Genomic DNA, 21970 nt, shown 5'->3' on the forward strand with positions numbered 1-21970 from the left:
CTCAGAGGGTAAAGCCTGAGAGTCAGTCGAGCGCCCCCGAAAGCTGAGCGATGAACTCGTCGAACGCATACGGGACGCTCAAGACCGTCGGCGCTGACGTTGCCATCGCGTAGTCCATTCCGACGAGGCGAACAATCCGGCCGTTCGACACCGAGGTCATGTTGGCAAACGGACCGAAGGCCATCAGCTTGTCGAGATTGGTGCCGTCGGCGTCAACCAGAATGAAGACGTCCGCGTCGAGGGTTTCGATGGACTCCATCCCCACGGACACCGAACTGTCGCCGGACGTGCACACCGCGTCGACCCCGGGCGAGGTCTTCAGCCCGAGCTGACCCAGCAGACGGATGCGAGGATCGGTGTTGCAGAACACGATCAGGCCCTCGTCGGTGCGCATCGCGTATGTTGCCGTCTTGCCCTCGAACTGCGGATGTTCGGCGGCTTGCCGCTTGAAATACGCTCCGGTGTCGTCGATCAACTCCTGTGCGCGTGCGGGCTGCCCGAGCGCTGCACCGATCATGCTCATCTGCTTGTCCCAGGCGGTGTCCCAGGGCTGATCGGGAAATGCGACGGTGGGCGCGATGTCACTCAGTCGCTGATATTTCTCCGCGGTGATCCCCGAATACACGGCAAGGATCAGGTCGGGATCGAGGGCAAGGATCTGCTCGAACGGCACATCTGGATTGGTGGTCATCAGAACCGGCGTCGCGCCGTTCAACAGTGAAGCGTCCCAAGGCAATATGTTGTTCTCGACACCGTCGCCCGAGAAGCTCTCCATCGCGACGGGCACCTTGTTCAGGGCAAGCACCGAATCTTGGCTGCTCCATCCGATGGTCACGATCCGCATGGGTTCGGCATCGATCGTGGTCGAACCGTAGGCGTGGTCGACTGTCACCGGAAAGGCGCCGGCTTCGGCGGATGCCGTCGAAGCCGCGGTCGACTCGGTACCGGCCGAGTTTCCACACGCGGTGAGACCGAGAGCCAGAGCGGCCGCGAGCAGTACACAACGAGTTTTCATGAATCGGGACGCTAGTGCGCCGTCAGCTCAGACCTGGACTCGAAGTCGCGATCTGGCGTGTTGGCAATACAAAAAGGCCCGTGCGCCTTTCTGGTTGCGTGAGCTACCAGAAAGACGCACGGGGGCCGCAGGCCCTACCTAGAAGTTGATCATGTGGCCGGCGAGGCCGTGGATCGCTTCCTGCAGCGCCTCACTGAGTGTGGGGTGGGTGTGGACGTTGCGTGCCAACTCGTTGACCGTGAGGTCCCACTTCTGGGCCAGGGTCAGCTCGGGCAGCAGTTCCGAGACGTCCGGTCCGATGAGGTGTCCACCGAGCAGTTCGCCGTGTGTGGTGTCGGCGATCAGCTTGACGAAACCGGTCGGGTCACCGAGGCCGTGTGCCTTGCCGTTGGCAGCGAACGGGAAGTTCGCGACCTTGATGTCGTAGCCCTCGGCCTTGGCCTGCTCTTCGGTCAACCCGAAGGACGCGACCTGCGGCTGGCAGAACGTCGCACGCGGCATCATCCGGTAGTCACCGAGCGTCTGCGTGTCTGCGCCGCCGATGGTCTCGGCTGCAACGACGGCCTGCGCCTCCGCGACGTGTGCAAGCTGCAGCTTGGCGGTCACGTCACCGATGGCGAAGATGTTCTCGACGTTGGTGCGCATGTAGTCGTCGATCGCGATGGCGCCGCGGTCGGTGAGGGCGACACCGGTGTTCTCGAGGCCGAAGCCCTCCACGCGCGGTGCGAAGCCGACGGACTGCAGAACCTTGTCCACGACCACGGTTTCGATCTCGCCGGACTTGTTGTCCTTGATCGAAACGCTGACCTTGCTGCCGTCGTCACTGATGGACTGGACAGCGGCGCCGGTCTTGATGGTGACGCCGAGCTTCTTGTACTGCTTCGCGATTTCCTTCGAGACGTCGGCGTCCTCGTTGGGCAGTGCCCGGTCGAGGAACTCCACGATCGTCACGTCGACGCCGTAGTTCTTGAGGACGTAACCGAACTCCATGCCGATGGCGCCGGCGCCGACGATGAGGATCGAGCCCGGCAGGTCGCGGGTGAGGATCTGCTCTTCGTAGGTCACCACGTTCTCGCTCAGCGAGGTGCCCGGCAGCAGCTTGGTGTAGGAACCGGTGGCGATGATCGCGTTGTCGAACGTGATCGTCTCGGTGCCTCCCTTGCTGAGCTCGACGTTGATGGTGTTGGCGTCGGCGAACGTGCCTTTGCCGTCGAATTCGGCGATCTTGTTCTTCTTCATCAAGAAGTGGATGCCCTTGACTCGCCCGTCGGCAACCTTGCGGCTGCGATCGAAGGCGGAGCCGAAATCGAAGGACACGTCTCCGGACATGCCGAACGTCTTCGCTTCTTTTGTGAAGATGTGCGCGAGTTCGGCATTGCGGAGAAGCGCCTTGGACGGGATGCAGCCCACGTTCAGGCACACACCGCCCCAGTACTTCTGCTCGATGATGGCAGTGCTCAGGCCCAGTTGTGCCGCGCGGATAGCAGCGACGTACCCACCGGGGCCGGCTCCGAGGACAACGACGTCATAGTGTGAGGTCACGATGTAACAGGGTAGTCCTGCATCGTTTTCCTGTCCCCGGATGGTCGCCTTACCGGCCAGTAGACCAAACTTCTGCGGCAACTCGGGCGAAATTTCCGCCGTAGATCGCTTCGATCGAGGACTCGTCGAAACCGCGCCGACGCAGAACGACGTCCAAGGTGAGGGTGTCTTCCGGCGGAACCCACTGCAGTGGTCCCCACGCGGTGTACGCCTCGGAGAACGACGCCGCGTGATTGTGTATCTCGTCGAGGAAGTCCTCCGCGTCGAACGAATAGTCCGAACCGATCCCGACGTGATCGACACCGACGAGTCCGACGGCTTCCTCGATGTGATCGGCCATCGCCTCGAGCCTGGCTTTGTTGTCGTCGGGGCCGTTGACGCCGAGGAAGATTCCCACGCCGTTGATCCCGATAACTCCGCCGGTGTCGGCACACGCCTTGGCCTGATCGTCGGTGATGTTTCGGGGGTGCTCCCACAATCTGCGGAGATTCGAATGGCTGTAGATCATGGGACGTGTCGTGGCAGCGGCCAGATCCAGACCGGTCCGGGTCGAGCAGTGCGAGCCGTCCACCATCATGCCGACGCGGTTCATCTCGGCCACGAGTTCGCGGCCGTACGCAGTCAAGCCTGTGTCGACGGAGTCGAGGCACCCACAGCCGGCGGCGTTGACGTGGTTGTACGTCGGCAACATCGACCGCACGCCCAGATCGTAGAAGTACGCGATGTTGTCGGGATCGCCGTCGAGTGGGTTGGAATCCTCGAGGTCGAATGCCAGCGCGATTCCGCCGGATCGCTGCACGTCGGCAACATCGAGAATCGTCGAGACCGGTGTGATTTCCGGATACTCGACGCGCGCCTGCCAGGCAAAACTCTTGACCAGCGCGGTTGAATCCGCACGTGTGTGCGGCGCGTAGCCGACATTGACCGAAACGTAACTGCCCTCAGGCCGCCGGTACCGCAATAGCTCCGCAATAGAGGCATTGGACTGCAACGGCAAGCAGCAGTGCTGTTCCCAGATCGGATATGTCCGGTTCACCCGTTGAGCATATAGGTAAACAGCCAGGTCAATCCGAAACTGGTCAATCGTTCAGCAAATCTTCGGTTCACTGGCGAATAGCGCGCCGATGCTGTAGAAAGATCAAGACTTGCACGCTCTATATGCGTCGGGATGCAAAAACCCATACGGAGAAGTGTCGACGAAGGATCGTTCCACCCGGGGCGGATCTACAAGGTAATTCAGGTGGAGGGTTCTTAAGCCTATGCGTTCTCGTACATTCAAGCGCGGCCGTGTGGTCGCCGCGATTGCAGCGGTGTCCGTGCTGCCGATGCTTGTCAGTCCGGCCATGGCTTCTGCCGGTGGTGACACCGCTGGAACTCGTACCGCTCCCGCAACGTATTCGACGGATTCGTACCTCGCGAGCCGCACCGACAACGGTCGCAAGTCCACGATCACCGTGTACTCGCCGTCGATGGGTCGCGACATTCCCCTCGAGGTCATCCTTCCGGCTGACACGAGCGAACCGCGTCCCACGCTCTACCTCCTCAACGGAGCAGGCGGCGGCGAAGACCGCGCGACCTGGCAGCGTCAGACCGATGTCATGGACTTCTTCAATGACAAGAACGTCAACGTCGTCACCCCGATCGAGGGCGCATTCAGCTACTACACCGACTGGGTTAACGAAGATCCGGCTCTCGGTGTTCAGAAGTGGCAGACGTTCCTGACACAGGAACTCCCGCCAGTCATCGACGCAGAGTTCAACACCAACAAGGTGCAGTCGATCTCCGCGATCTCCATGACCGCCACCTCGGTGCTCAACCTCGCGATCGCAGCCCCCGGCCTCTACAAGAGCGTCGGCGCGTACAGCGGTTGCGCCGAGACCAGCACCCCGGTCGGCCAGAGCTCCATCGAACTGGTTGTCGGCATGCGCGGCGACGCGGATGTCACCAACATGTGGGGCCCGCTCGACGGACAGGGCTGGATCGACAACGACCCGGTTGTCAACGCCGAGAAGCTCCGCGGCACCGAGCTGTACGTCTCCACCGGCTCCGGTCTGCCCGGCCCGCACGACACCCTCGCCAACGAGGCAGTCGACGGCCAGGTCGGCGTGTTGGCCAACCAGATCATCGTCGGCGGCATCATCGAGGCAGCGGTCAACTACTGCACCCACAACCTCGCGTACCGCTTGAACGAACTGCAGATCCCGGCAACGTTCGACTTCAAGCCCACCGGCACCCACTCGTGGGGCTACTGGCAGGACGATCTCCACAACTCGTGGCCGATGATCGCCAACTCCATGGGCGTCTGACACCACCAGCTTCAAGCACTCGACCCCGCTCTCCTCGACTTGGAGAGCGGGGTTGTGTGCTACATGGATGCTGGAACCATCAAACGCTCCCCTGACCATGGCAATTCTGGTTTACTGACCAGTGACATCGACCCCGGACACACGCCGGGGCACACGTAGTGGAGGTTTCAGATCGTATGGGCGCTCGTACATTCACGCGGGGACGTTTGGTCGCTGCAGTAGCAGCAGCACTGTCCGTGATCCCGATGCTGATCAGTCCCACCATCGCCTCCGCGGGCGGCGACTCATCCGGCACAACGGCACAAGCCACATCGGGTACCTCCGGTTCGTACCTCGCGAGCCGTAGCGACAATGGCCGCAAGTCCACGATCTCCGTGTACTCGGCGTCGATGGGTCGCAACATTCCGCTCGAGGTCATCCTCCCCGCAGACAACAGCGCACCGCGCCCGACGCTCTACCTCCTCAACGGCGCAGGCGGCGGCGAAGACTCTGCGACGTGGCAGCGCAAGACCGACGTCATGAACTTCTTCCAGGACAAGAACCTCAACGTCGTGACGCCACTAGAAGGCGCGTTCAGCTACTACACCGACTGGGTCAACGACGATCCCGAACTCGGCCGTCAGAAGTGGCAGACGTTCCTGACACAGGAACTCCCTCCCGTCATCGACGCCGAATTCAACACCAACAAGGTCCAGTCGATCTCCGCGATCTCCATGACCGCCACCTCGGTTCTCAATCTCGCAATCGCGGCCCCCGGCCTGTACAAGAGCGTCGGCGCGTACAGCGGTTGCGCCGAGACCAGCACTCCTGTCGGCCAGGGTGCTATTCAGCTGGTCACCGGCATCCGTGGTGGTGCTGATATCGCGAACATGTGGGGCCCGGTGGGCAGTCAGGGTTGGATCGACAACGACCCTGTTGTCAACGCCGAGAAGCTCCGCGGCACCGAGCTGTACGTTTCCACCGGGTCGGGTCTGCCCGGCCCGCACGACACCCTCGCCAACCCTGCGATGAACGGTGAACCCGCCAATCTGGCCAACCAGATCATCGTGGGCGGCCTCATCGAGGCAGCGGTCAACTACTGCACCCACAATCTGGCCTACCGTCTGAATCAGCTGCAGATCCCCGCGCAGTTCGACTTCAAGCCCACAGGTACCCACTCGTGGGGCTACTGGCAGGACGATCTCCACAACTCGTGGCCGATGATCGCGCGTTCGTTGAACGTCTGAGTCCGCACTTTCGACCCCGCTCCCACTGCCTTTCGGGAGCGGGGTCGAATGCTGTCGGCGGGGAGCAGTAAGAATGGAGCCATGACATCCGATCAGAACTCCCCCGTCGACAGCGATCCGTACCTCTGGCTCGAAGACGTCACGGGTGACGCTGCTCTTGATTGGGTGCGTGCGCACAACGCCGTCACCGAAGCGCAACTCGCAACCGGTGAGCGCTTCGAGCAGATGCAATCGGATGTCCGCGAGGTCCTCGACACCGACGCCCGCATTCCGTACGTGCGTCGCCGCGGCGAGTATCTGTACAACTTCTGGCGCGACGGCACCAATATTCGTGGATTGTGGCGACGGACCACGCTCGAGCAGTATCAAAGCGACAACCCCGAGTGGGACGTGTTGGTCGACCTCGACGCGTTGGCCGAAGCCGAGGGCGAGAACTGGGTCTGGAAGGGCACGCAGTTGCTGCGCCCCCACCGCGATCGCGCCTTGATCAGTTTGTCGCGCGGCGGAGCCGACGCCGCAGTGGTTCGCGAATTCGACATGGAGACACGACAATTCCTCTCTCCTGACGGACCCGATGCAGGTTTCTACCTTCCCGAGGCCAAGACCGACATCGACTGGATCGACATCGACACCGTGTATCTCGGAACCGATACCGGGCCGGGATCACTCACCGATTCCGGTTACCCCCGTCTCGCACAGCGATGGAAGCGCGGCACACCCCTCTCCAGCGCCGAAACGCTGTACGAGGGCGAAAGCACCGACGTTGCGATTTCCGCATCACATGATCCGACGCCTGGCTTCGAGCGGGACTTCGTCACCCGCTCCGTCGATTTCTACAACTCACGACGGTTCCAGCTCACGCTCGACGACGAACTCGTTCTGATCGACACACCCGAAGACGCCGGCATCTCGATTCACCACGAGTGGTTGCTGATTCGCACCAAATCGCCGTGGACGGTCGAGAACACCGAGTACGCGACGGGCACCTTGCTGGCGGCTCGGTACGAGGATTACCTCGCGGGCGCTCGCGAACTCACGGTCCTGTTCGAGCCCGACGATCATTCGTCGCTCGACCACTACAGCTGGACCCGCGATCATCTGATTCTCGTCGTTCTGACCGACGTCCGGACCACCCTGCGCATTCTGACTCCCGCCGACAACACTTGGGAAGAAAGGCCTTTCGAGGGCCTGCCCGAGCTCACCACCATCGAAATCCTGGACACCGATCCCGATTCCGGCAACGAGTACTTCCTCAACGCCAGCGGATACACCTCGCCGGCAACGCTTCTGCACGGAGTCATCGGGGAATCCGAACCCACGGTCGTCAAGGCTGCGCCCGCATTTTTTGATGCCACAGACATTGTGACGCAACAGTTCTTCGCAACCTCGGCCGACGGTACCCAGGTCCCCTACTTCGTGGTCGGCACCGAAGACAGCACACCCGGACCCACTCTTCTTTACGGCTACGGCGGATTCGAGGTGTCGCTGACGCCGTCGTACAGCGGTTCCATCGGGCGGGCCTGGCTCACTCGCGGCGGCACGTATGTCGTGGCCAACATCCGCGGCGGCGGCGAGTACGGGCCAGGTTGGCACACACAGGTTCTCAAGTCCGGACGCCACAAGGTGCACGAGGATTTTGCGGCTGTCGCTCGCGATCTGGTCGACCGCGGCATCACCACACCGGAATTGTTGGCCGCCCAGGGTGGTAGCAACGGCGGACTGCTCATGGGCATCATGCTCACCAAGTACCCAGAGCTGTTCGGCGCCATAGTCTGCCAGGTTCCACTCCTCGACATGCGACGGTTCCATCTCCTCCTGGCCGGCGCATCCTGGATGGCGGAGTACGGCGACCCCGACAACGCTGACGAGTGGTCCTTCATCTCGCAGTACAGCCCGTATCAGAACATCGACGCGGACGGCTCGTACCCGCCGATCCTCATCGCGACGTCCACTCGCGACGACCGCGTCCACCCAGCGCACGCTCGCAAGATGGCCGCGCGCCTGGAGGAACTGGGCAAGCCGGTGCTGTACTTCGAGAACATCGAAGGCGGGCACGGCGGCGCCGCGGACAACGCGCAGTTGGCCTACAAGACCGCGCTGACCTACGAATTCCTGTGGCAGAAATTCGGCTGAGCGATCAGCGGTCGCGCAGCCAGGCGACGATGCACTCGGTCACAGCATCCGGTTTCCGGATCCAGCCGTTGTGACCGAGTGGTTCGTCGACGTGCACCATCGTCACCTGTGAGCCGGTGAGCTTGTCCACCAAGTTCTTTGCGGATCGACGCGGAGCAAGGTCGTCGCCGTCGATGGTGACGGACAGGACCGGCAGGTTCAGGCGGGCGATCCGCTCCTCGTAATCGATGTCCGCGCCGACGGGTTCGATGGTGCCGGTGCGCGCAAATCTGGCCCAGTCGGTGATCAACACTTTCGACTGCCGCCCGAAGCCGCCGACACTCAGGCGATCACCGGGCCAGAACCCGGCGATGTTGGCTGTCACCGACATCGCCGACGAACCCAGATACAACCCCGGAGCGCGAATGCCCGGGAAGCCCCGGTGGTACGGCGAACCGGACGCCACCAGGATCAACCCACCGAGGCGTCCGCGAATCCTCGCCGCGTACATCGTCCCCAACTGGCCGCCCATGCTGTGACCGAGCAGGAATGGTGTACTCGCCGGGAACCTTTCGCGCACCACTTCGAAGGTGGCGGGGAAATCTACCGACACCAACTCCTGATACCCGAAACTCGACGACGCACTTGGTCGCGGCCGGCTGTCGCCTTGGCCACGCAATTCCCCGATCGCCGCGTTGAACCCCGCGGTGACCAACGCTTCGGCCACCGGATCGTAGAACCCAGCAGGCACACCGAGACCGGGAAACATCACGACGACGGGAGCGTCGTCGACCGGTCCCGGAAACAGGCGGATCGGAGTGACGGTTCCATCGGGAAGTTGGATCGGCACGGTCTCCATTCGTCTCACACTAACGACCGCGACGGCATCGGTCAGCAGTCTTGCTATTCCAGGCTGCCCACAACCAGCGGATCAGGCGTTCCGACGATGTCGTGATCCTTGTTGTCGTAATCGAACTGGCTGAGGACATGCCGCATCGCGTTGATCCGCGCACGCTTCTTGTCGTTGCTCTTGATGACGGTCCACGGAGCGGTCTCCGTATCGGTGAAGCGGATCATTTCTTCCTTCGCGGCGGTGTACGCATCCCACTTGTCGAGGGAGGCGATGTCCATCGGCGAAAGCTTCCACTGCCGAACAGGATCCACCTGCCGAATCGCGAACCGCGTCCGCTGCTCGAGCGGTGAGACGGAGAACCAGAACTTGATGAGGCTGATGCCGTCGTCGACAAGCATCTGCTCGAACAACGGAACCTGCCGCAGAAAACGCTCGTGCTCCTCGTCCGTGCAGAACCCCATGACACGCTCGACTCCGGCCCGGTTGTACCAGGAGCGATCGAACATCACGAGTTCGCCCGCAGCGGGAAGATGCTGCACATAGCGCTGGAAGTACCACTGCGTCGACTCTCGCGCCGACGGCTTTTCCAATGCAACGACGCGTGCGCCTCGCGGGTTGAGGTGTTCCATGAAGCGCTTGATGGTGCCGCCTTTGCCTGCTGCGTCGCGGCCTTCGAACACGATCGCGTGGCGGGCACCGGTTTCTTTGGACCAGTTCTGCAGCTTCAGGAGTTCGATCTGCAGCAGACGCTTGGCGATCTCGTACTCTTCGCGTGACATCCGAGAGTCGTACGGGTATCCCTCGCGCCACGTGTCGACCTCGAAACCGCCTGGTGCCGTGAGCAACACGGGATCGTCGTCGTCACTGTCGTCGACGGTGAATGCCGTCGTGTCAGTCAGGTCCACCGCACTCGACAGGTCGGCGAAGGCACTGAGAAAAGGACGGCGCTCTGCTATCTCGGTCATTCCCGACAGGCTAGCCGTCAACAGCAACCAGTTGGTGACGCCCTGATGAACGGGCGAATTCGATGCTCGGTGAAGATCAGGGATAGATGGGGGTGATTCCCGATGGTCGAAGTGGCCTGGTCAGGCCAGACTTGAACCATGACATTCGAGAGCAACACACCCCGCCCGTTCACCCGATCCACCGACAACAAAATGCTCGCCGGAGTGTGCGGCGGGATTGCAGAATATTTTGGCGCCGACGTCAATCTGGTTCGCGTTCTGGCAGTAATTGCTGCCGTCTGCACCGGTGGAACTGCAGCCTTGGTTTATCTTGCAGCCTGGATGCTCATGCCATTGGGATAGCGCGCCCGTGAAAAGTATTGCGGGGCCCACGCATTTCTCGCGTGGACCCCACAATAAAAACTCTTGACCTATTTCGCGGCTTTGAGCGTTCCACCACTGAGTTCGGCAAGGGCGGTCAGGCCTTTGACAGCGATTTCGCTGACGCTGCCTAGCCCCTGGCCGATAAGAGTTCCGACGGAACCCGCAGCATCCATTACGGAGCCTTCAATCATGTTTGTTCTCCTTCTATCCGCACAGTTACGGGATGGTCAGATAATTCAGAGCTGCAAGACTACGGAGCGACAACGGCGGGTGCGAAACTGATTGCATCAAAAGATCCGGAGATCCCACCGAAGGTATCACCCAACGAGCCGAACAAGTTGGCACCCAAGTTATCCAACCCTAACAGCACATTCACCAGTGCCTGAGTTGCGGTTTCGCCATTCTCCATAACATAACCGAGGATGTTTGCCAGCGACCCCATTTTTAACTCCTCAACAGAAAACTTACGAACATTGTCAATCAGTACGCTAGCGGCAATACCGAAATCCAGCAGCAAAATGGAAAATTGTTTTTCAATCTCAATAATCAAGGGTAAACACGCAGGTACGGAGCATTTTGGGGCCCGCGCGCAGTGCGCTCAGGCCCCAAAACCAAGCTCTTTTGTGCTACTTAGCGGCTTTCAGCGTTCCGCCGCTCAGCTCGGCAAGGGCGGTGAGGCCCTTGACCGCGATTTCGCTGACACTGCCTAGCCCCTGGCCGATAATGGTGCCAACGGAACCCGCAGCATCCATGACGGATCCTTCAATCATGTTGTACTCCTCTATATCTGTTCAGTGAAGTGGATGTGCCAACTGCTCAGATTGCAGGATCAAGCTGGCGGGATAACTTCAGGAAGAAAACTAATCGTATCGAGAGATCCGGAGATCCCTCCGAAGGTGTCACTCAGCGAGCCAAAGAGATTAGCCCCCAAGTTATCCAATCCCATCAGCATGTTGAGAAGACTCCCCAGCTGAGTGCCCATCCCGTCTGGCCCAAGAAGAATGTCCATCAAAGAACCCATGACTGAACTCCCTATCTAGAAGGATCCCCACCCGACCGCCAAAGAATCGGTTCCGGCGAAGGTTCACCGTTGATGTGTCGTCTACGACCTTAGTGTTAATCCTAGAACCTGTGTCCGAAATGAACGATTAACTCGATTTTCCCATTCTCGAAACAATTTACCGGACAAAATTCATTGCGATCCACAACAATTCCGGCCCGGCGGGCACCTGACCGGAAAATCATTCGACGGCGGGGACGTCGCACTCCACTGCCTGGCGCAGTTCGTCGAAACTCTCGCGCAGCAGCACGACATAGTGCTCCGGATCGGGCATCGCTCCGCGAGCGACGATGACGTTGAGCGTCAACGCGCCGCCGGCCGCGGCAATCAGGAAGTGGCGCAAAACATCTCCGTCAACCGGCGCCTGCCCACCCAACACGGCAACTGCGGGCGCACCGTCGAACACGTTTCCGTCGATCGTCACCGGGACATTACTGATCGTGGTGTGCTGCATGACCTCACGATCCGTATTCAGCTTGTTGAGGCGCCTGGCCAGCCCCGTCAAACGTAGTAACGGCGCAGGTGACGTCTCGATACGTGTGCTGAATTTCCGGACAGCGAGGTGCGAGCTACGCTCCTTGGCCACTTGCGCAGAATCCCGGATCCGGGTCAGTTTCTCGACCGGATCCGCAACGTCGGAGTGCAGATCGACGGTCAGGAGCGCGAGCTGATTGGCCGACTCCCATTCCGCAATCTGCCGCATCGAGCGCGGAACCATTGCCGCCAGAGGGCGTTCCGGCCGCTCGTCTTTCTCCTCGAGATACTTCTCGAGCGCCCCAGCCACCACCGTCAGGAAGATATCGTTCACCGTCACCCCGGGCACGGCGGCTCTGATCGCCTTGATGTCAGCACCGTCGAGCGTCACGAACTCCAGGGCCAGATCACCCTCCAGCACGTGGTTGAAACGCGTCGGCGGGCGGTCTGCGACGTACTTCGCCAACTCACCGGATTCCTCTGCCTGTGTGATCTCTTCTGCGGCTACCTTTGTCGCCGAGAGCCCCTTCCCGAACCGGATCAGTTGTCCCGGGAACCCGAGGACACTGCGCCCCATCATCTCCACGAGCGGCAAACCCGATTCCCGTGCGGGTGCCTTGGGTTTTGCCGGCCCCGAGAACAATCGGTTGGTGAGGTTCCTGATCTCCAAACCGTCGCCCGCGCTGTGATGTGTCTTGAGCATGATGAGCGTCAGGTCGCCGGGTAGATCGTCGATTCCGCTGATTCCGGTCATGACTTCCAACTCCCAGGGCGGACGCGTCAGATCCATCGGCGAGCTCAGAGACTTGCCCAGCAACGCTCGCACCGGTGCCCACCCGGGCCCCGACGCCTTGTGCACCCGCACATGATCGTCGACATCGAAATCAGTTGCCGGCACCCAGTACGGATAGTCCAGGTCGAGGGGAACTCGCTGCACTCGGCTCGTGAACAGCGGCCAGTACCCGAACCGTTCCGAAATCCATTCGACCGCGTCGGCGTGTGTCATGTCGGCCAGCGGGTGGCCCGCAGTGTCGAAGAAGTACGCGCACACCATATGACTGAGGTGGCCCTCGGACTCGTTGTAGATGAACTCCGCATCCCGCGGACCCAACTGAGCTACCCCGGTTGGCAACGAGTTCCGAAAGATCATGTGTGCCCCTCACATCCGACGCTGGAAGACTGTCCGGATTCTATCGGTCAGGTGTCCAAATATCCGGGGATTGCCCAGGCTTCTCCCCCGGACCTGAGTGCACACAAGTTCCTGGCGGCAGGCACAGCCCTCCGTCCACCCGATGAGTTGTGGGCAACGGCGCACACAACATGAGGCCGAGCCGCCGCACTCACTCCCGCTGGCTGGGCCGAACAATTGCCGACGCGAATCGGGCAACACTAAGGTGACTGCGATCACAGATTCGCGGCGAGGACAGGAGTTCATGGTGAGAACCACTCGCAAGGTGGACGATCCGGTGTCGGTAGTCGATCGAATTTCGGCCATCCTCGAAACCTTCGAAAACACAGGGCCACTCACGCTCGCCGAGGTAACTCAGCGAACGGGGATCCCTCGCTCCACCGCTCACCGCCTGCTCGAGCAACTCGTGACCAAGCGGTGGATCACTCGGCAAGAACACCGATACGAACTCGGCAGCAAGTCGTACGAACTCGGCCAGTGGGCACTCAATCAGAACCGGCTACGCCACGGTGCCGTGCCAGTCTTGAACCGGCTGGCTCGTTCGACCGGGCTGACGGTCCATCTGGCGGCACTGAACAACAGTGACGTCTTGTACTTGGACCGCGTCCCTGGGCGAACGCCACTAGCACTCCCCAGCCGTGTGGGCTCGCGACTTCCCGCACACGTCACCGCCGTCGGCAAGGCAATTCTGGCCAATCTCGAACCAGACAAGATGCAGAGCATTACACGCGCTCCGCTTCGCAAGACAACCCAGTACAGCATCGCGTCGCAAGAACACCTCTACACAGAATTGGATCGCGTCCGCGACCGCGGGGTAGCGATGGACCGCGAAGAATCAGTGCTCGGAATTGCCTGCGTGGCAACGTCAATCGGTCCGCGCGATCACTACTACGGCAACCGCGCAGCACTCTCTGTCTGCGGACCGATCGACGACATGAAAATGAACCAACTCGTATCAACGGTGCGTATCGCAGCGCGCGATATCTGGGATACCTGCGTCGCAAACGATCTTCGCTCCAAGAATCAATTCGAAGCGTCCTGATTCTGTTCCTCCATGCGCCCCATGAGTTGCGCGTAAATCGCACGATCCGTTCGCGGACCACCAGGCGTCGAAGCGCCGTATCGTTCGATCTCGGCAGCGATATCCAGCGGTCGCGTGTGCGCAACACCAGGCACAAGTTCACCGTCGAGTAGCCCGTCCGGTACCAGCCAGGTGACTTCGAATTCGATTCCGTCCGGGTCGCGACCGTACAGGGCCTTGGTCGCAGCGTGATTGGACGCTCCGCCGAGAGCATTTGCGGCCAGCATGCGATCGCGGCATTGCGCGAGTTCGCTCAGCGTCTCAACCTCCCAGGCCAGGTGGTAGAGACCTACCGCGCCATCTCGCGCCCGTGGCGCGCTGGCCTGAAAGAGTCCCAGGTCGTGATCGTTTGCCGAGTTCGCTCCGCGAAGGAACGCGCCGCCGGGGAAATTCACGGGAAGCTTCTCGAATCCCAGTACATCGCAGTAAAACGACGCACTCCGCTCGACGTCGGAAACGAACAGCACCGCATGGTTCAGGCTTCGAATAGCCATTACTCTCGTACCTCCGGCAAACTCAGGTCGGTCATCGCACACATTCCCTTTGCTTATCCTGCGACGTCGATGACGCGTGGCAGCGAGGTAATGCGCAAGAGCTTCCTCCGCAACCTGTGGATTTCCGCTACTGCCTCGGACACTCAGCAGCTTAAACTGAATTCGCTGCGGCGCTCAGGTCGGGCTCTCCCAACGCAAGGCTTGGACCCAGTACTCAGTGTTCCTGAAATTGTGTCAACGTCACTAGCAAGCTCGCGAACGAACGAGCCAATCCGACAAACATACGCACTGCTTCAGCCATGAGTATCCGACCGCGTCCACACGATGTCTGTGATCGTCCGACCGACACAATCGCATCAAACTTCGCGAACAGGCTCTCGACAAACGACTTCTAACAACTACTAGTCGCGCCGGGTTCGCACTAGCACCGGTCACAGACCACTCTTACCCATGGTGACGACAACAGATCAACATCCGATTCCCGTCCGCAAATTAGCGACAAGATCAACGTCTAACAACACCCCGACCGAAACCGTATTTCCGATCAAGAAGCGCAATTCGATGCAAAAATTGCAGTCTCACGACTAACTATCGCGCGGCTCCCTGATGGAGTTTGGTCACCCACACGGGATCGAGGGCCAGGTCATTGGCCGAAAATTCTGAGCTTAAGAAACGAGATGACGTAGCACGCAACATGCAGCAATAAGCCGACTACAAATCCCCGACAGCACTGACCACAGCACCCACCCGCTGACGATCAGTGTGGCGACACCCTCCAACCTAGACGCATCCGAATTATCCACTTGGACTAGTACTTTCAGTGGGTTCAGTACACCGAAACTAGTACTTTCAGAGGATGCGGTGCGCCGAAACTAGCCACCCGCTAGTACTTTCGACGGATACAGTTCCACTGAACTCCCTTCGGACACTAGTACTTTCGATGGATACGCCAGGTGCGCGAGCCGCTCTGGTCGATTCACTTGGATCGAACGAATTACCGGTCGACAAGCGGCCAATGCGTCGAAAATTATTGGTAGACAGCCTAAGTAACCTATACAGGCACAGGATTCGACAGATGATCGGCCGCATCCACGCCGGCCAGCACACAGGAGGGCCGATCCGTTGCCACATCGATCGGCCGACACAAGGACGATTGTTCGCAAACTAGGGGCGTGACCAGCAAAAACTGAAACATGTTGCAGATTGCGGAAAATTTCTTTGACAAAAAGTGACCGAATCGAGCTATCCTGCATTAGCGTGATGCCAGAAGCATCCACAAAGAGTAAGCAGGTCAACGAAAATCTGAGTGTTTGGAACACCAGTGTTTCCTGAGCTCTTCCCACGTTTTTACTCTTTGTGGACTTACACAAGCCGGCGTTTATGAATGCGCAACTATCGTTTACCGATCTACCGAAAGGGTGGAACTCTGTATGCTCGCACTGTTTTTTGCGACGACCGCGACGATGTTCAGCGACCTCATGGGAGTTCTGTATTCCGGATCAATAATTCCCGGAGTCGATGCTGGCACGGGGTCATTGGCCGAGGCCGTCAGCAACAGCTGATGGCAATGCAGTTCTTTTCCGAATAATTTCTGACGACAGGAGTGAATGATGAAACTCGGATCAATCGCCGATATGTTCGACCCGCCGTACGGTGAACTGGTCAAGATGATTATTGGGTTCATATTCGTGATTCCCGTCATGGGGTCCATCGATATGAATTTCAATCCCGTTCAATAATAATCAATCGTTGAGGAGCAAATAAATCGTGGATACTTCGAGCCTTATGGGCGCGCTCGGGAGCATCGATGCAGCACTATTGCTGCCGGTATTGGAGTCGATGAAGGGCATAGTTGGCGGAATATTCGCAACCGTGTCCGCGGCCATCAATCTTGGGGTTACCGGTTCTGCGGGATCCTCCGGACTCATCCAATCGGGCCTCGGCTCCATCGCCGGCACGTAATTAGGAGATAAAACAACAATGTTCAATATTCTTCTGGCCTACTTGTCCGACATGGTCGCGTTCGGTTCTGTTGACCTGGTAGGTACATTTGCGAAGTACCTCGACACCTTGTCTTCCTTCACCCAACCAGTCTGAAATGAGAGGAATTTACAATGATTGAGAGGTACCTTATCCACATGCTGAACTGGGTTGGGCTCGTTACCGAGTACACGGCCATCGGAAGCATGGTGATCAAGAACCCCAAGTGAACGGTCTGGGGTGGACGGATGGTAGCCGTCGATCTACCAAATGATCATGGTCTTCTGGCCATCATCCATGGAACTCAGAGAATCCCCGAGGCTGACATAAGCCTCGGGGATTTTCGACTTCAGCAGCGCCAGCATATAGCTCTGCACCCCCACACGAGGAGCACCCATGAGATTGTCCAATCCATTGGCAATGAGGGTTACGCAATTGAGCCCACGCGATGCCGATTACATCTACAACGAAGCCGATGGGCATCTGGGACACCTCATTGGCGTCTATTTCTTCGAGACCTCGCGACACCCCGATTCGGAATTCTCACAGGAACAAGCCGTCGAGTGGGTCACTGCGCGCCTCGGCCACAACCGGATGTTTACGCAACGCATTCAGCGAACACCACTGAGCCTCGAGCATCCGCATTGGGTCCCAGCCAGCAACTTCGACGTGAGTGACCACGTGCAAGTCACCAATATCACCGAGCCTGGTTGGGCCGCACTGCAGGATCCGCTTAGCAAGTTGTTGACCTCCCGGATGGACTTGACACGTCCACCTTGGGAACTGCACTTTTTCAATGGAGTAGAGGGACTGGACGATCTGCCCGGCCGACTGACTGCTGTAGTCCTCAAGTCGCACCACAGCGGCGCGGACGGAATTGCGATCCGAATGTTGGGTGAAGCCATCTTTTCGGATACGTTGCGGCCGGCGGAGTTCGAGCCTGCGATACCGTTTTTGAAGGCGCGCATGCTCCTCAATGCTGTGCTGAGTATGCCAAACCAGGTTCTACGATTCGCCAGACACGTGCCCGCCAATCGTGCGGCTCACAGGGCCGTTGCCGAAGCACAGGCTGCTGGCGACTGGGTCGAGAGTTTCCGCGATCATCCAACAACCCGTTTCAACGGCAAGGTGAGCGGGTCTGGGACACTCGAGCAGATCACGCTGCCCGGTGCAGCTGTTCGCCAGATCAAGGATGCAGTCTCCGGGGCAACCATCAACGATGTTCTGCTAGCAGTCGTCGGCGGTGCTCTGATGAGGTATCTGACGGAGATGGGTGAGGAGCCGAAGGGATCACTCGTTGCGATGGTGCCACGGTCTATGCGCAAGATAGAAGACTGGGAGTCTGCAAATCAGTTAGTAATCCTGGCAATTGATATGCACACCCACGTCGAAGATCCGTTGAAACGGGTGGCGCTCATTGCAGAGTCTGCCCGTTTGGAGAAAGCTCGCACTTCCCACCTCGCGATCCGCCGTGTAAGCGCTGCGATCGAAACAGCGCCGGCACCATTGCTGCGGTTGATTGCATATACACGTAGGAAGAACCCGTACGACCTGAACCACCCCTGCTACCAGCACACAATGGTGAGCAATATTCCGCTCTCGGTCGACGGGCTAACTTTGAACGGGGCACCGGGCGCAGCTGTGCTCGCGACACAACCACCAGTGGACGGGGATGGGCTGCGGCACTTTATGGTCGCCGCATCCGGCGGCGGGTTAACTCTCAATGTCATAGCGGACACAGTGGCAATGCCGGATCTCCATCACTACATTGGGCTTCTTCGCGCGAGTTTCGAGCAGCTCAAGATGGCATCCGATGAGAGATCCCGCGATCTTGACAGAAACAAGGTCACTTCCTGACAGAAACAACCTCCGATCAACAGACTGATCGAAGCCGTGCGCCATGCGAAGAAACTTGTGAAGTCGAGCCCCACCACACCCTCACTCACGTAAAAGCCCGGCCCACCAAATGGTGGACCGGGCCTCTAGGAGCTAAGGGGATGGACTCAGAAGTCCATGCCGCCCATGCCGCCGGTGGGATCGCCTGCGGGAGCAGACTTCTCCGGCTTGTCAGCGACAACAGCTTCGGTCGTCAGGAACAGAGCCGCGATGGACGCTGCGTTCTGCAGTGCCGAGCGGGTGACCTTGACCGGGTCGTTGATGCCTGCAGCGAGCAGGTCTTCGTACTCGTTGGTCGCAGCGTTGAGGCCGTGACCTGCGGGCAGGTTGGAGACCTTGTCCGCAACAACGCCGGGCTCGAGGCCTGCGTTGAATGCGATCTGCTTGAGCGGAGCGGACAGTGCAACGCGAACGATGTTCGCGCCGGTTGCCTCGTCACCTTCGAGCTTGAGGTCGTCCAGGGCGGGAGCTGCCTGGATGAGTGCTACGCCGCCACCGGCGACGATGCCCTCTTCGACAGCTGCCTTTGCGTTGCGCACTGCATCTTCGATGCGGTGCTTGCGCTCCTTGAGCTCAACCTCGGTTGCTGCGCCTGCCTTGATGACTGCAACGCCACCGGCCAGCTTGGCCAGACGTTCCTGCAGCTTCTCGCGGTCGTAATCCGAGTCGCTGTTCTCGATCTCAGCGCGGATCTGGCTGACGCGACCTGCGATGGCGTCGGCGTCGCCGGCACCTTCGACGATGGTGGTCTCGTCCTTGGTGATGACAACCTTGCGTGCCTGGCCGAGGAGCTCGAGGCCTGCGGTCTCCAAGGAGAGTCCGACCTCTTCGCTGATGACCTCGCCACCCGTGAGGATGGCGATGTCGGCGAGCTGAGCCTTACGACGGTCACCGAAGCCGGGAGCCTTGACGGCAACAGACTTGAAGGTGCCACGGATCTTGTTGACGACGAGGGTGGAGAGAGCTTCGCCCTCGACGTCCTCGGCGATGATCAGGAGCGGCTTGCCGGACTGGATAACCTTCTCCAGCAGGGGCAGCAGGTCCTTGACCGTGGAGATCTTGGAGCTGACGAGCAGGATGTAGACGTCCTCGAGGACGGCTTCCTGACGCTCTGCATCGGTGGCGAAGTACGCCGAGATGTAGCCCTTGTCGAAGCGCATGCCCTCGGTGAGCTCGAGCTGCAGGCCGAAGGTGTTGGACTCCTCGACCGTGATGACGCCTTCCTTGCCGACCTTGTCCATTGCCTCGGCGATGAGCTCGCCGATGGACGGGTCGCCTGCGGAAATACCGGCGGTAGCAGCGATCTGCTCCTTGGTGTCGATCTCCTTGGCGGTTTCGAGCAGGCGAGCTGTGACAGCCTCGACAGCCTTCTCGATGCCGCGCTTGAGGCCGAGCGGGTTCGCGCCGGCTGCGACGTTACGCAGGCCTTCGCGGACCAATGCCTGTGCGAGGACGGTGGCGGTGGTGGTGCCGTCGCCAGCGACGTCGTCAGTCTTCTTGGCGACCTCCTTGACGAGCTCCGCGCCGATCTTCTCGTACGGGTCGTCGAGTTCGATCTCCTTGGCGATGGAAACACCATCGTTGGTGATCGTGGGGGCGCCCCACTTCTTTTCGAGAACGACGTTGCGACCCTTGGGGCCCAACGTCACCTTGACAGCGTCGGCGAGGGCATTGAGGCCTCGCTCGAGGCCGCGACGTGCCTCTTCGTCGAACGCGATGATCTTTGCCATTGCGAAGTGATCCTCCGGATAGGGGGTGACACACAAGGTGACCGCTCGTCGGGTCACCTCATCGGCACAGGGCGACCGAATTTTGCTTAGGTCACCCATCTAGCCTGCGGTCTTAAGTCAGTGCCCGCGACGGACGACCGGGGGTGTCGATGGATCCCGGTCTCACTGACTCGACCTGGCACTCACAGCTCGCGAGTGCCAATTGCATTTTTAGCACTCGAGCGTGCCGAGTGCAAGGTCAAGACTCAGCCGGCGATGCAGAACTGCCCGTTGGTGAAGTTCACAGCGAAGGACAAGTTGCCCATGCAGTTGACTCCGTTGGCGTCAGCCGTCGCTCCCGCTCCCCAACCGGCGATGGCGACGGTGAAGTTTCCGTCGGCCGCACCGGCACGGGCGATGCCGCCACCGAGTGCATAGGCGTGCGCCTGACCGTTGCCGCGCGAAGCACCGAGAGCCGTTCCGAAACCGTTGGCGTAAGTGTTGGTGTAGCTGTTGTCAGCCGAGACGCTGACAGCTGTTCCGCTCTCCATGGCACCGGCCTGCGAGCGTCCCGCACCAACAGCCTGTGCGCCACAGCTCGCGGTGTCCGACACCTGGATGTCGTTGACCAACGGCGGCGACACACACGTAACGGGTGCAGCCGAAGCGACTCCCCCGCCTGCCAGCGCCAGCCCCGCAACCAAGCCCATCCCCGCAGTCACCACAGCCCCTGTTCTCGCCAGGCGGCCCCCCAACCGACTACTGGTACTTCCGTTAACTCGTGAGGACGAGCGGCGGAACCAGACTGACGAGATCAAGGGCATAGAAAACTCCTTCTTGGAACACGTTCATGGATTCGGGCGCGAGAGTACCCGCTCACATGACGTCCGTCACGCTTTGCAGGTCACGACTCGAGCAAGGTTTCCAACAAGCCCGGTAGATCCGCCACGGAATCGATGACATAGTCCGGCTGTTGCGTCGCCAATTCGAGCACTGCCTGCCGAAACTTGCCGGTACGCACCAGAACTCCGGTCAACCCGACCCTTTGCGACGAAAGGATGTCACCGATCAGATCGTCTCCCACCATGACCGTCGCTTCGGCGTCGACGTCCATCAATTCGGTGGCCGCGAGAAAGCCCGTGAGCGACGGCTTGCCGACGGCCGCGATATTGACGCCGGCAACTTCCTCGAAACCCGGTAGGTACGTTCCGGTGTCGATCTTCAAGCCCGTATCTGTCTCCCACATCATTCCGCGGTGCATCGCGACCACCGGGACACCGTCGAGCAAATATTCGAGCACCTGACTCAGTGCCTCGTGTGTGAATTCGGGGCCGGCGCCGCCGAGGATGACGACATCCGGGTTCTTGTCGACCAGTTCGATCCCCTCGAGGTCGCTGGACACATCGCCGCTGTTGAGCACCCAGGCCTTCGCTTCGGGATACGTGGCGCGCACGTACTCTGCGGTGAGCCTTGCTGCAGTGACAATCTGGCTGGGCTCGACGGCAATTCCCGCATCGCACAGTCCCTCCGCAATCAGGGTCGAACTGCGGGAGGTGGTGTTGGTGAGAAACCCACACGCCAAGCCCCGACTACGCACATCGCGGACCGCCTCGCCGGCACCCTCGATGGGCTGCCATGACGTGAGCAGGACTCCGTCGATGTCGAACAGAACACCTTCGATGTCAGCCATTGCACCAGCCTATAG

22 protein-coding genes are annotated in these 21970 nt (G+C 60.0%); 8 read left to right on the plus strand and 14 right to left on the minus strand.

From position 1 onward, the window contains the following. Positions 1-22: 22 nt before the first annotated feature. The 3 genes from C7T36_RS05495 to C7T36_RS05505 form a co-directional block, all read right to left on the minus strand. Positions 23-1015 carry an iron-siderophore ABC transporter substrate-binding protein gene (locus C7T36_RS05495; RefSeq protein ID WP_045063972.1) on the minus strand — a complete coding sequence of 331 codons (993 nt, stop codon included), beginning with the start codon at positions 1013-1015 and terminating at the stop codon, positions 23-25. Positions 1016-1153: 138 nt separating this feature from the next. Further along, complete coding sequence (lpdA, locus tag C7T36_RS05500) at positions 1154-2557, minus strand: dihydrolipoyl dehydrogenase (protein ID WP_033235567.1); 1404 nt, start codon at positions 2555-2557, stop codon at positions 1154-1156. Positions 2558-2606: 49 nt separating this feature from the next. After that, on the minus strand, positions 2607-3593 hold the full coding sequence (locus tag C7T36_RS05505; protein WP_045063975.1) for a dipeptidase: 987 nt from the start codon (positions 3591-3593) through the stop codon (positions 2607-2609). 223 nt (positions 3594-3816) lie between these two features. Here C7T36_RS05505 and C7T36_RS05510 point away from each other — a divergent pair, with 223 nt between their 5' ends. From C7T36_RS05510 to C7T36_RS05520, 3 genes are all read left to right on the plus strand, one after another. Then, positions 3817-4863, plus strand: a complete 1047-nt coding sequence (locus C7T36_RS05510; protein ID WP_045063977.1) for an alpha/beta hydrolase family protein — start codon at positions 3817-3819, stop codon at positions 4861-4863. 176 nt (positions 4864-5039) lie between these two features. Continuing rightward, the gene (locus tag C7T36_RS05515; protein ID WP_045063980.1) at positions 5040-6089 is read left to right on the plus strand and encodes an alpha/beta hydrolase family protein; all 1050 of its coding nucleotides are present in this window, start codon (positions 5040-5042) and stop codon (positions 6087-6089) included. A gap of 81 nt (positions 6090-6170) precedes the next feature. Next, a complete protein-coding gene (locus C7T36_RS05520; protein WP_045063982.1) occupies positions 6171-8222 on the plus strand; it encodes a prolyl oligopeptidase family protein in 2052 nt (683 codons plus the stop codon). 4 nt (positions 8223-8226) lie between these two features. On the opposite strand, the gene C7T36_RS05525 is transcribed toward C7T36_RS05520, so the two are convergent. Both C7T36_RS05525 and ppk2 read right to left on the minus strand, forming a co-directional pair. Beyond that, a complete protein-coding gene (locus tag C7T36_RS05525; protein WP_033235572.1) occupies positions 8227-9060 on the minus strand; it encodes an alpha/beta fold hydrolase in 834 nt (277 codons plus the stop codon). A gap of 44 nt (positions 9061-9104) precedes the next feature. After that, positions 9105-10019 (minus strand): polyphosphate kinase 2, encoded by a 915-nt coding sequence (gene ppk2 / locus C7T36_RS05530; protein ID WP_033235573.1) that lies wholly within the window; start codon positions 10017-10019, stop codon positions 9105-9107. Positions 10020-10157: 138 nt separating this feature from the next. Here ppk2 and C7T36_RS05535 point away from each other — a divergent pair, with 138 nt between their 5' ends. After that, positions 10158-10361, plus strand: coding sequence for a PspC domain-containing protein (locus C7T36_RS05535; protein WP_033235574.1), 204 nt, complete (start codon positions 10158-10160; stop codon positions 10359-10361). Positions 10362-10429: 68 nt separating this feature from the next. On the opposite strand, the gene C7T36_RS30000 is transcribed toward C7T36_RS05535, so the two are convergent. The 5 genes from C7T36_RS30000 to C7T36_RS05550 all read right to left on the minus strand — a co-directional run bounded on the left by C7T36_RS30000 (position 10430) and on the right by C7T36_RS05550 (position 13066). Continuing rightward, positions 10430-10573, minus strand: a complete 144-nt coding sequence (locus tag C7T36_RS30000; RefSeq protein ID WP_165826256.1) for a hypothetical protein — start codon at positions 10571-10573, stop codon at positions 10430-10432. Positions 10574-10632: 59 nt separating this feature from the next. Next, the gene (locus tag C7T36_RS05540) at positions 10633-10932 is read right to left on the minus strand and encodes a hypothetical protein (RefSeq protein WP_239654591.1); all 300 of its coding nucleotides are present in this window, start codon (positions 10930-10932) and stop codon (positions 10633-10635) included. A 76-nt stretch (positions 10933-11008) separates the two neighbouring features. Continuing rightward, entirely contained in the window at positions 11009-11152 is a 144-nt protein-coding gene (locus tag C7T36_RS30005; RefSeq protein WP_181317466.1) for a hypothetical protein, read from the minus strand. 59 nt (positions 11153-11211) lie between these two features. After that, positions 11212-11403, minus strand: coding sequence for a hypothetical protein (locus C7T36_RS05545; RefSeq protein ID WP_045063985.1), 192 nt, complete (start codon positions 11401-11403; stop codon positions 11212-11214). A 220-nt stretch (positions 11404-11623) separates the two neighbouring features. Further along, positions 11624-13066 (minus strand): wax ester/triacylglycerol synthase domain-containing protein, encoded by a 1443-nt coding sequence (locus tag C7T36_RS05550; protein WP_045063988.1) that lies wholly within the window; start codon positions 13064-13066, stop codon positions 11624-11626. A gap of 283 nt (positions 13067-13349) precedes the next feature. Here C7T36_RS05550 and C7T36_RS05555 point away from each other — a divergent pair, with 283 nt between their 5' ends. Then, positions 13350-14147, plus strand: coding sequence for an IclR family transcriptional regulator (locus C7T36_RS05555; RefSeq protein WP_033235790.1), 798 nt, complete (start codon positions 13350-13352; stop codon positions 14145-14147). On the opposite strand, the gene C7T36_RS05560 is transcribed toward C7T36_RS05555, so the two are convergent. Then, positions 14129-14680: a VOC family protein gene (locus tag C7T36_RS05560; RefSeq protein ID WP_033235576.1), complete on the minus strand. Its 552-nt coding sequence runs from the start codon at positions 14678-14680 to the stop codon at positions 14129-14131. The two genes, C7T36_RS05555 and C7T36_RS05560, sit on opposite strands and share 19 nt — an antisense overlap. Before the next feature lie 1610 nt (positions 14681-16290). On the opposite strand from C7T36_RS05560, the gene C7T36_RS30445 reads away from it, so the two are divergent. The 3 genes from C7T36_RS30445 (at position 16291) to C7T36_RS05570 (ending at position 18517) form a co-directional block, all read left to right on the plus strand. Continuing rightward, positions 16291-16419, plus strand: coding sequence for a hypothetical protein (locus C7T36_RS30445; protein WP_255285217.1), 129 nt, complete (start codon positions 16291-16293; stop codon positions 16417-16419). A gap of 28 nt (positions 16420-16447) precedes the next feature. After that, complete coding sequence (locus C7T36_RS05565) at positions 16448-16642, plus strand: hypothetical protein (protein ID WP_033235577.1); 195 nt, start codon at positions 16448-16450, stop codon at positions 16640-16642. A 414-nt stretch (positions 16643-17056) separates the two neighbouring features. After that, complete coding sequence (locus tag C7T36_RS05570) at positions 17057-18517, plus strand: wax ester/triacylglycerol synthase domain-containing protein (protein ID WP_045063990.1); 1461 nt, start codon at positions 17057-17059, stop codon at positions 18515-18517. Positions 18518-18663: 146 nt separating this feature from the next. Here C7T36_RS05570 and groL read toward each other — a convergent pair whose 3' ends face one another. The 3 genes from groL to C7T36_RS05585 form a co-directional block, all read right to left on the minus strand. Then, the gene (gene groL / locus C7T36_RS05575; RefSeq protein WP_033235579.1) at positions 18664-20286 is read right to left on the minus strand and encodes a chaperonin GroEL; all 1623 of its coding nucleotides are present in this window, start codon (positions 20284-20286) and stop codon (positions 18664-18666) included. Between the two features lie 245 nt (positions 20287-20531). Beyond that, entirely contained in the window at positions 20532-21089 is a 558-nt protein-coding gene (locus tag C7T36_RS05580) for a DUF6764 family protein (RefSeq protein WP_080711786.1), read from the minus strand. 80 nt (positions 21090-21169) lie between these two features. Beyond that, on the minus strand, positions 21170-21955 hold the full coding sequence (locus C7T36_RS05585) for an HAD-IIA family hydrolase (protein WP_045063991.1): 786 nt from the start codon (positions 21953-21955) through the stop codon (positions 21170-21172). Positions 21956-21970: the final 15 nt, after the last annotated feature.

The organism is Rhodococcus sp. AD45-ID (assembly GCF_003023755.1).
GTDB classification, from domain to species: Bacteria; Actinomycetota; Actinomycetes; order Mycobacteriales; family Mycobacteriaceae; genus Rhodococcus_F; species Rhodococcus_F globerula.

Bases quoted from the DNA above. Each gene is read 5' to 3' on its own strand.
- C7T36_RS05495 (WP_045063972.1), bottom strand. From the start codon at position 1,015: ATGAAAACTCGTTGTGTACTGCTCGCGGCCGCTCTGGCTCTCGGTCTC.
- C7T36_RS05580 (WP_080711786.1), bottom strand. From the start codon at position 21,089: ATGCCCTTGATCTCGTCAGTCTGGTTCCGCCGCTCGTCCTCACGAGTT.
- C7T36_RS05510 (WP_045063977.1), top strand. From the start codon at position 3,817: ATGCGTTCTCGTACATTCAAGCGCGGCCGTGTGGTCGCCGCGATTGCA.
- C7T36_RS30000 (WP_165826256.1), bottom strand. From the start codon at position 10,573: ATGATTGAAGGCTCCGTAATGGATGCTGCGGGTTCCGTCGGAACTCTT.
- C7T36_RS05560 (WP_033235576.1), bottom strand. From the start codon at position 14,680: ATGGCTATTCGAAGCCTGAACCATGCGGTGCTGTTCGTTTCCGACGTC.
- C7T36_RS05550 (WP_045063988.1), bottom strand. From the start codon at position 13,066: ATGATCTTTCGGAACTCGTTGCCAACCGGGGTAGCTCAGTTGGGTCCG.
- C7T36_RS05555 (WP_033235790.1), top strand. From the start codon at position 13,350: ATGGTGAGAACCACTCGCAAGGTGGACGATCCGGTGTCGGTAGTCGAT.
- groL (WP_033235579.1), bottom strand. From the start codon at position 20,286: ATGGCAAAGATCATCGCGTTCGACGAAGAGGCACGTCGCGGCCTCGAG.
- C7T36_RS05570 (WP_045063990.1), top strand. From the start codon at position 17,057: ATGAGATTGTCCAATCCATTGGCAATGAGGGTTACGCAATTGAGCCCA.
- C7T36_RS05515 (WP_045063980.1), top strand. From the start codon at position 5,040: ATGGGCGCTCGTACATTCACGCGGGGACGTTTGGTCGCTGCAGTAGCA.
- C7T36_RS30005 (WP_181317466.1), bottom strand. From the start codon at position 11,152: ATGATTGAAGGATCCGTCATGGATGCTGCGGGTTCCGTTGGCACCATT.
- C7T36_RS05520 (WP_045063982.1), top strand. From the start codon at position 6,171: ATGACATCCGATCAGAACTCCCCCGTCGACAGCGATCCGTACCTCTGG.
- C7T36_RS05535 (WP_033235574.1), top strand. From the start codon at position 10,158: ATGACATTCGAGAGCAACACACCCCGCCCGTTCACCCGATCCACCGAC.
- C7T36_RS05585 (WP_045063991.1), bottom strand. From the start codon at position 21,955: ATGGCTGACATCGAAGGTGTTCTGTTCGACATCGACGGAGTCCTGCTC.
- ppk2 (WP_033235573.1), bottom strand. From the start codon at position 10,019: ATGACCGAGATAGCAGAGCGCCGTCCTTTTCTCAGTGCCTTCGCCGAC.
- C7T36_RS05525 (WP_033235572.1), bottom strand. From the start codon at position 9,060: ATGGAGACCGTGCCGATCCAACTTCCCGATGGAACCGTCACTCCGATC.
- C7T36_RS30445 (WP_255285217.1), top strand. From the start codon at position 16,291: ATGAAACTCGGATCAATCGCCGATATGTTCGACCCGCCGTACGGTGAA.
- C7T36_RS05545 (WP_045063985.1), bottom strand. From the start codon at position 11,403: ATGGGTTCTTTGATGGACATTCTTCTTGGGCCAGACGGGATGGGCACT.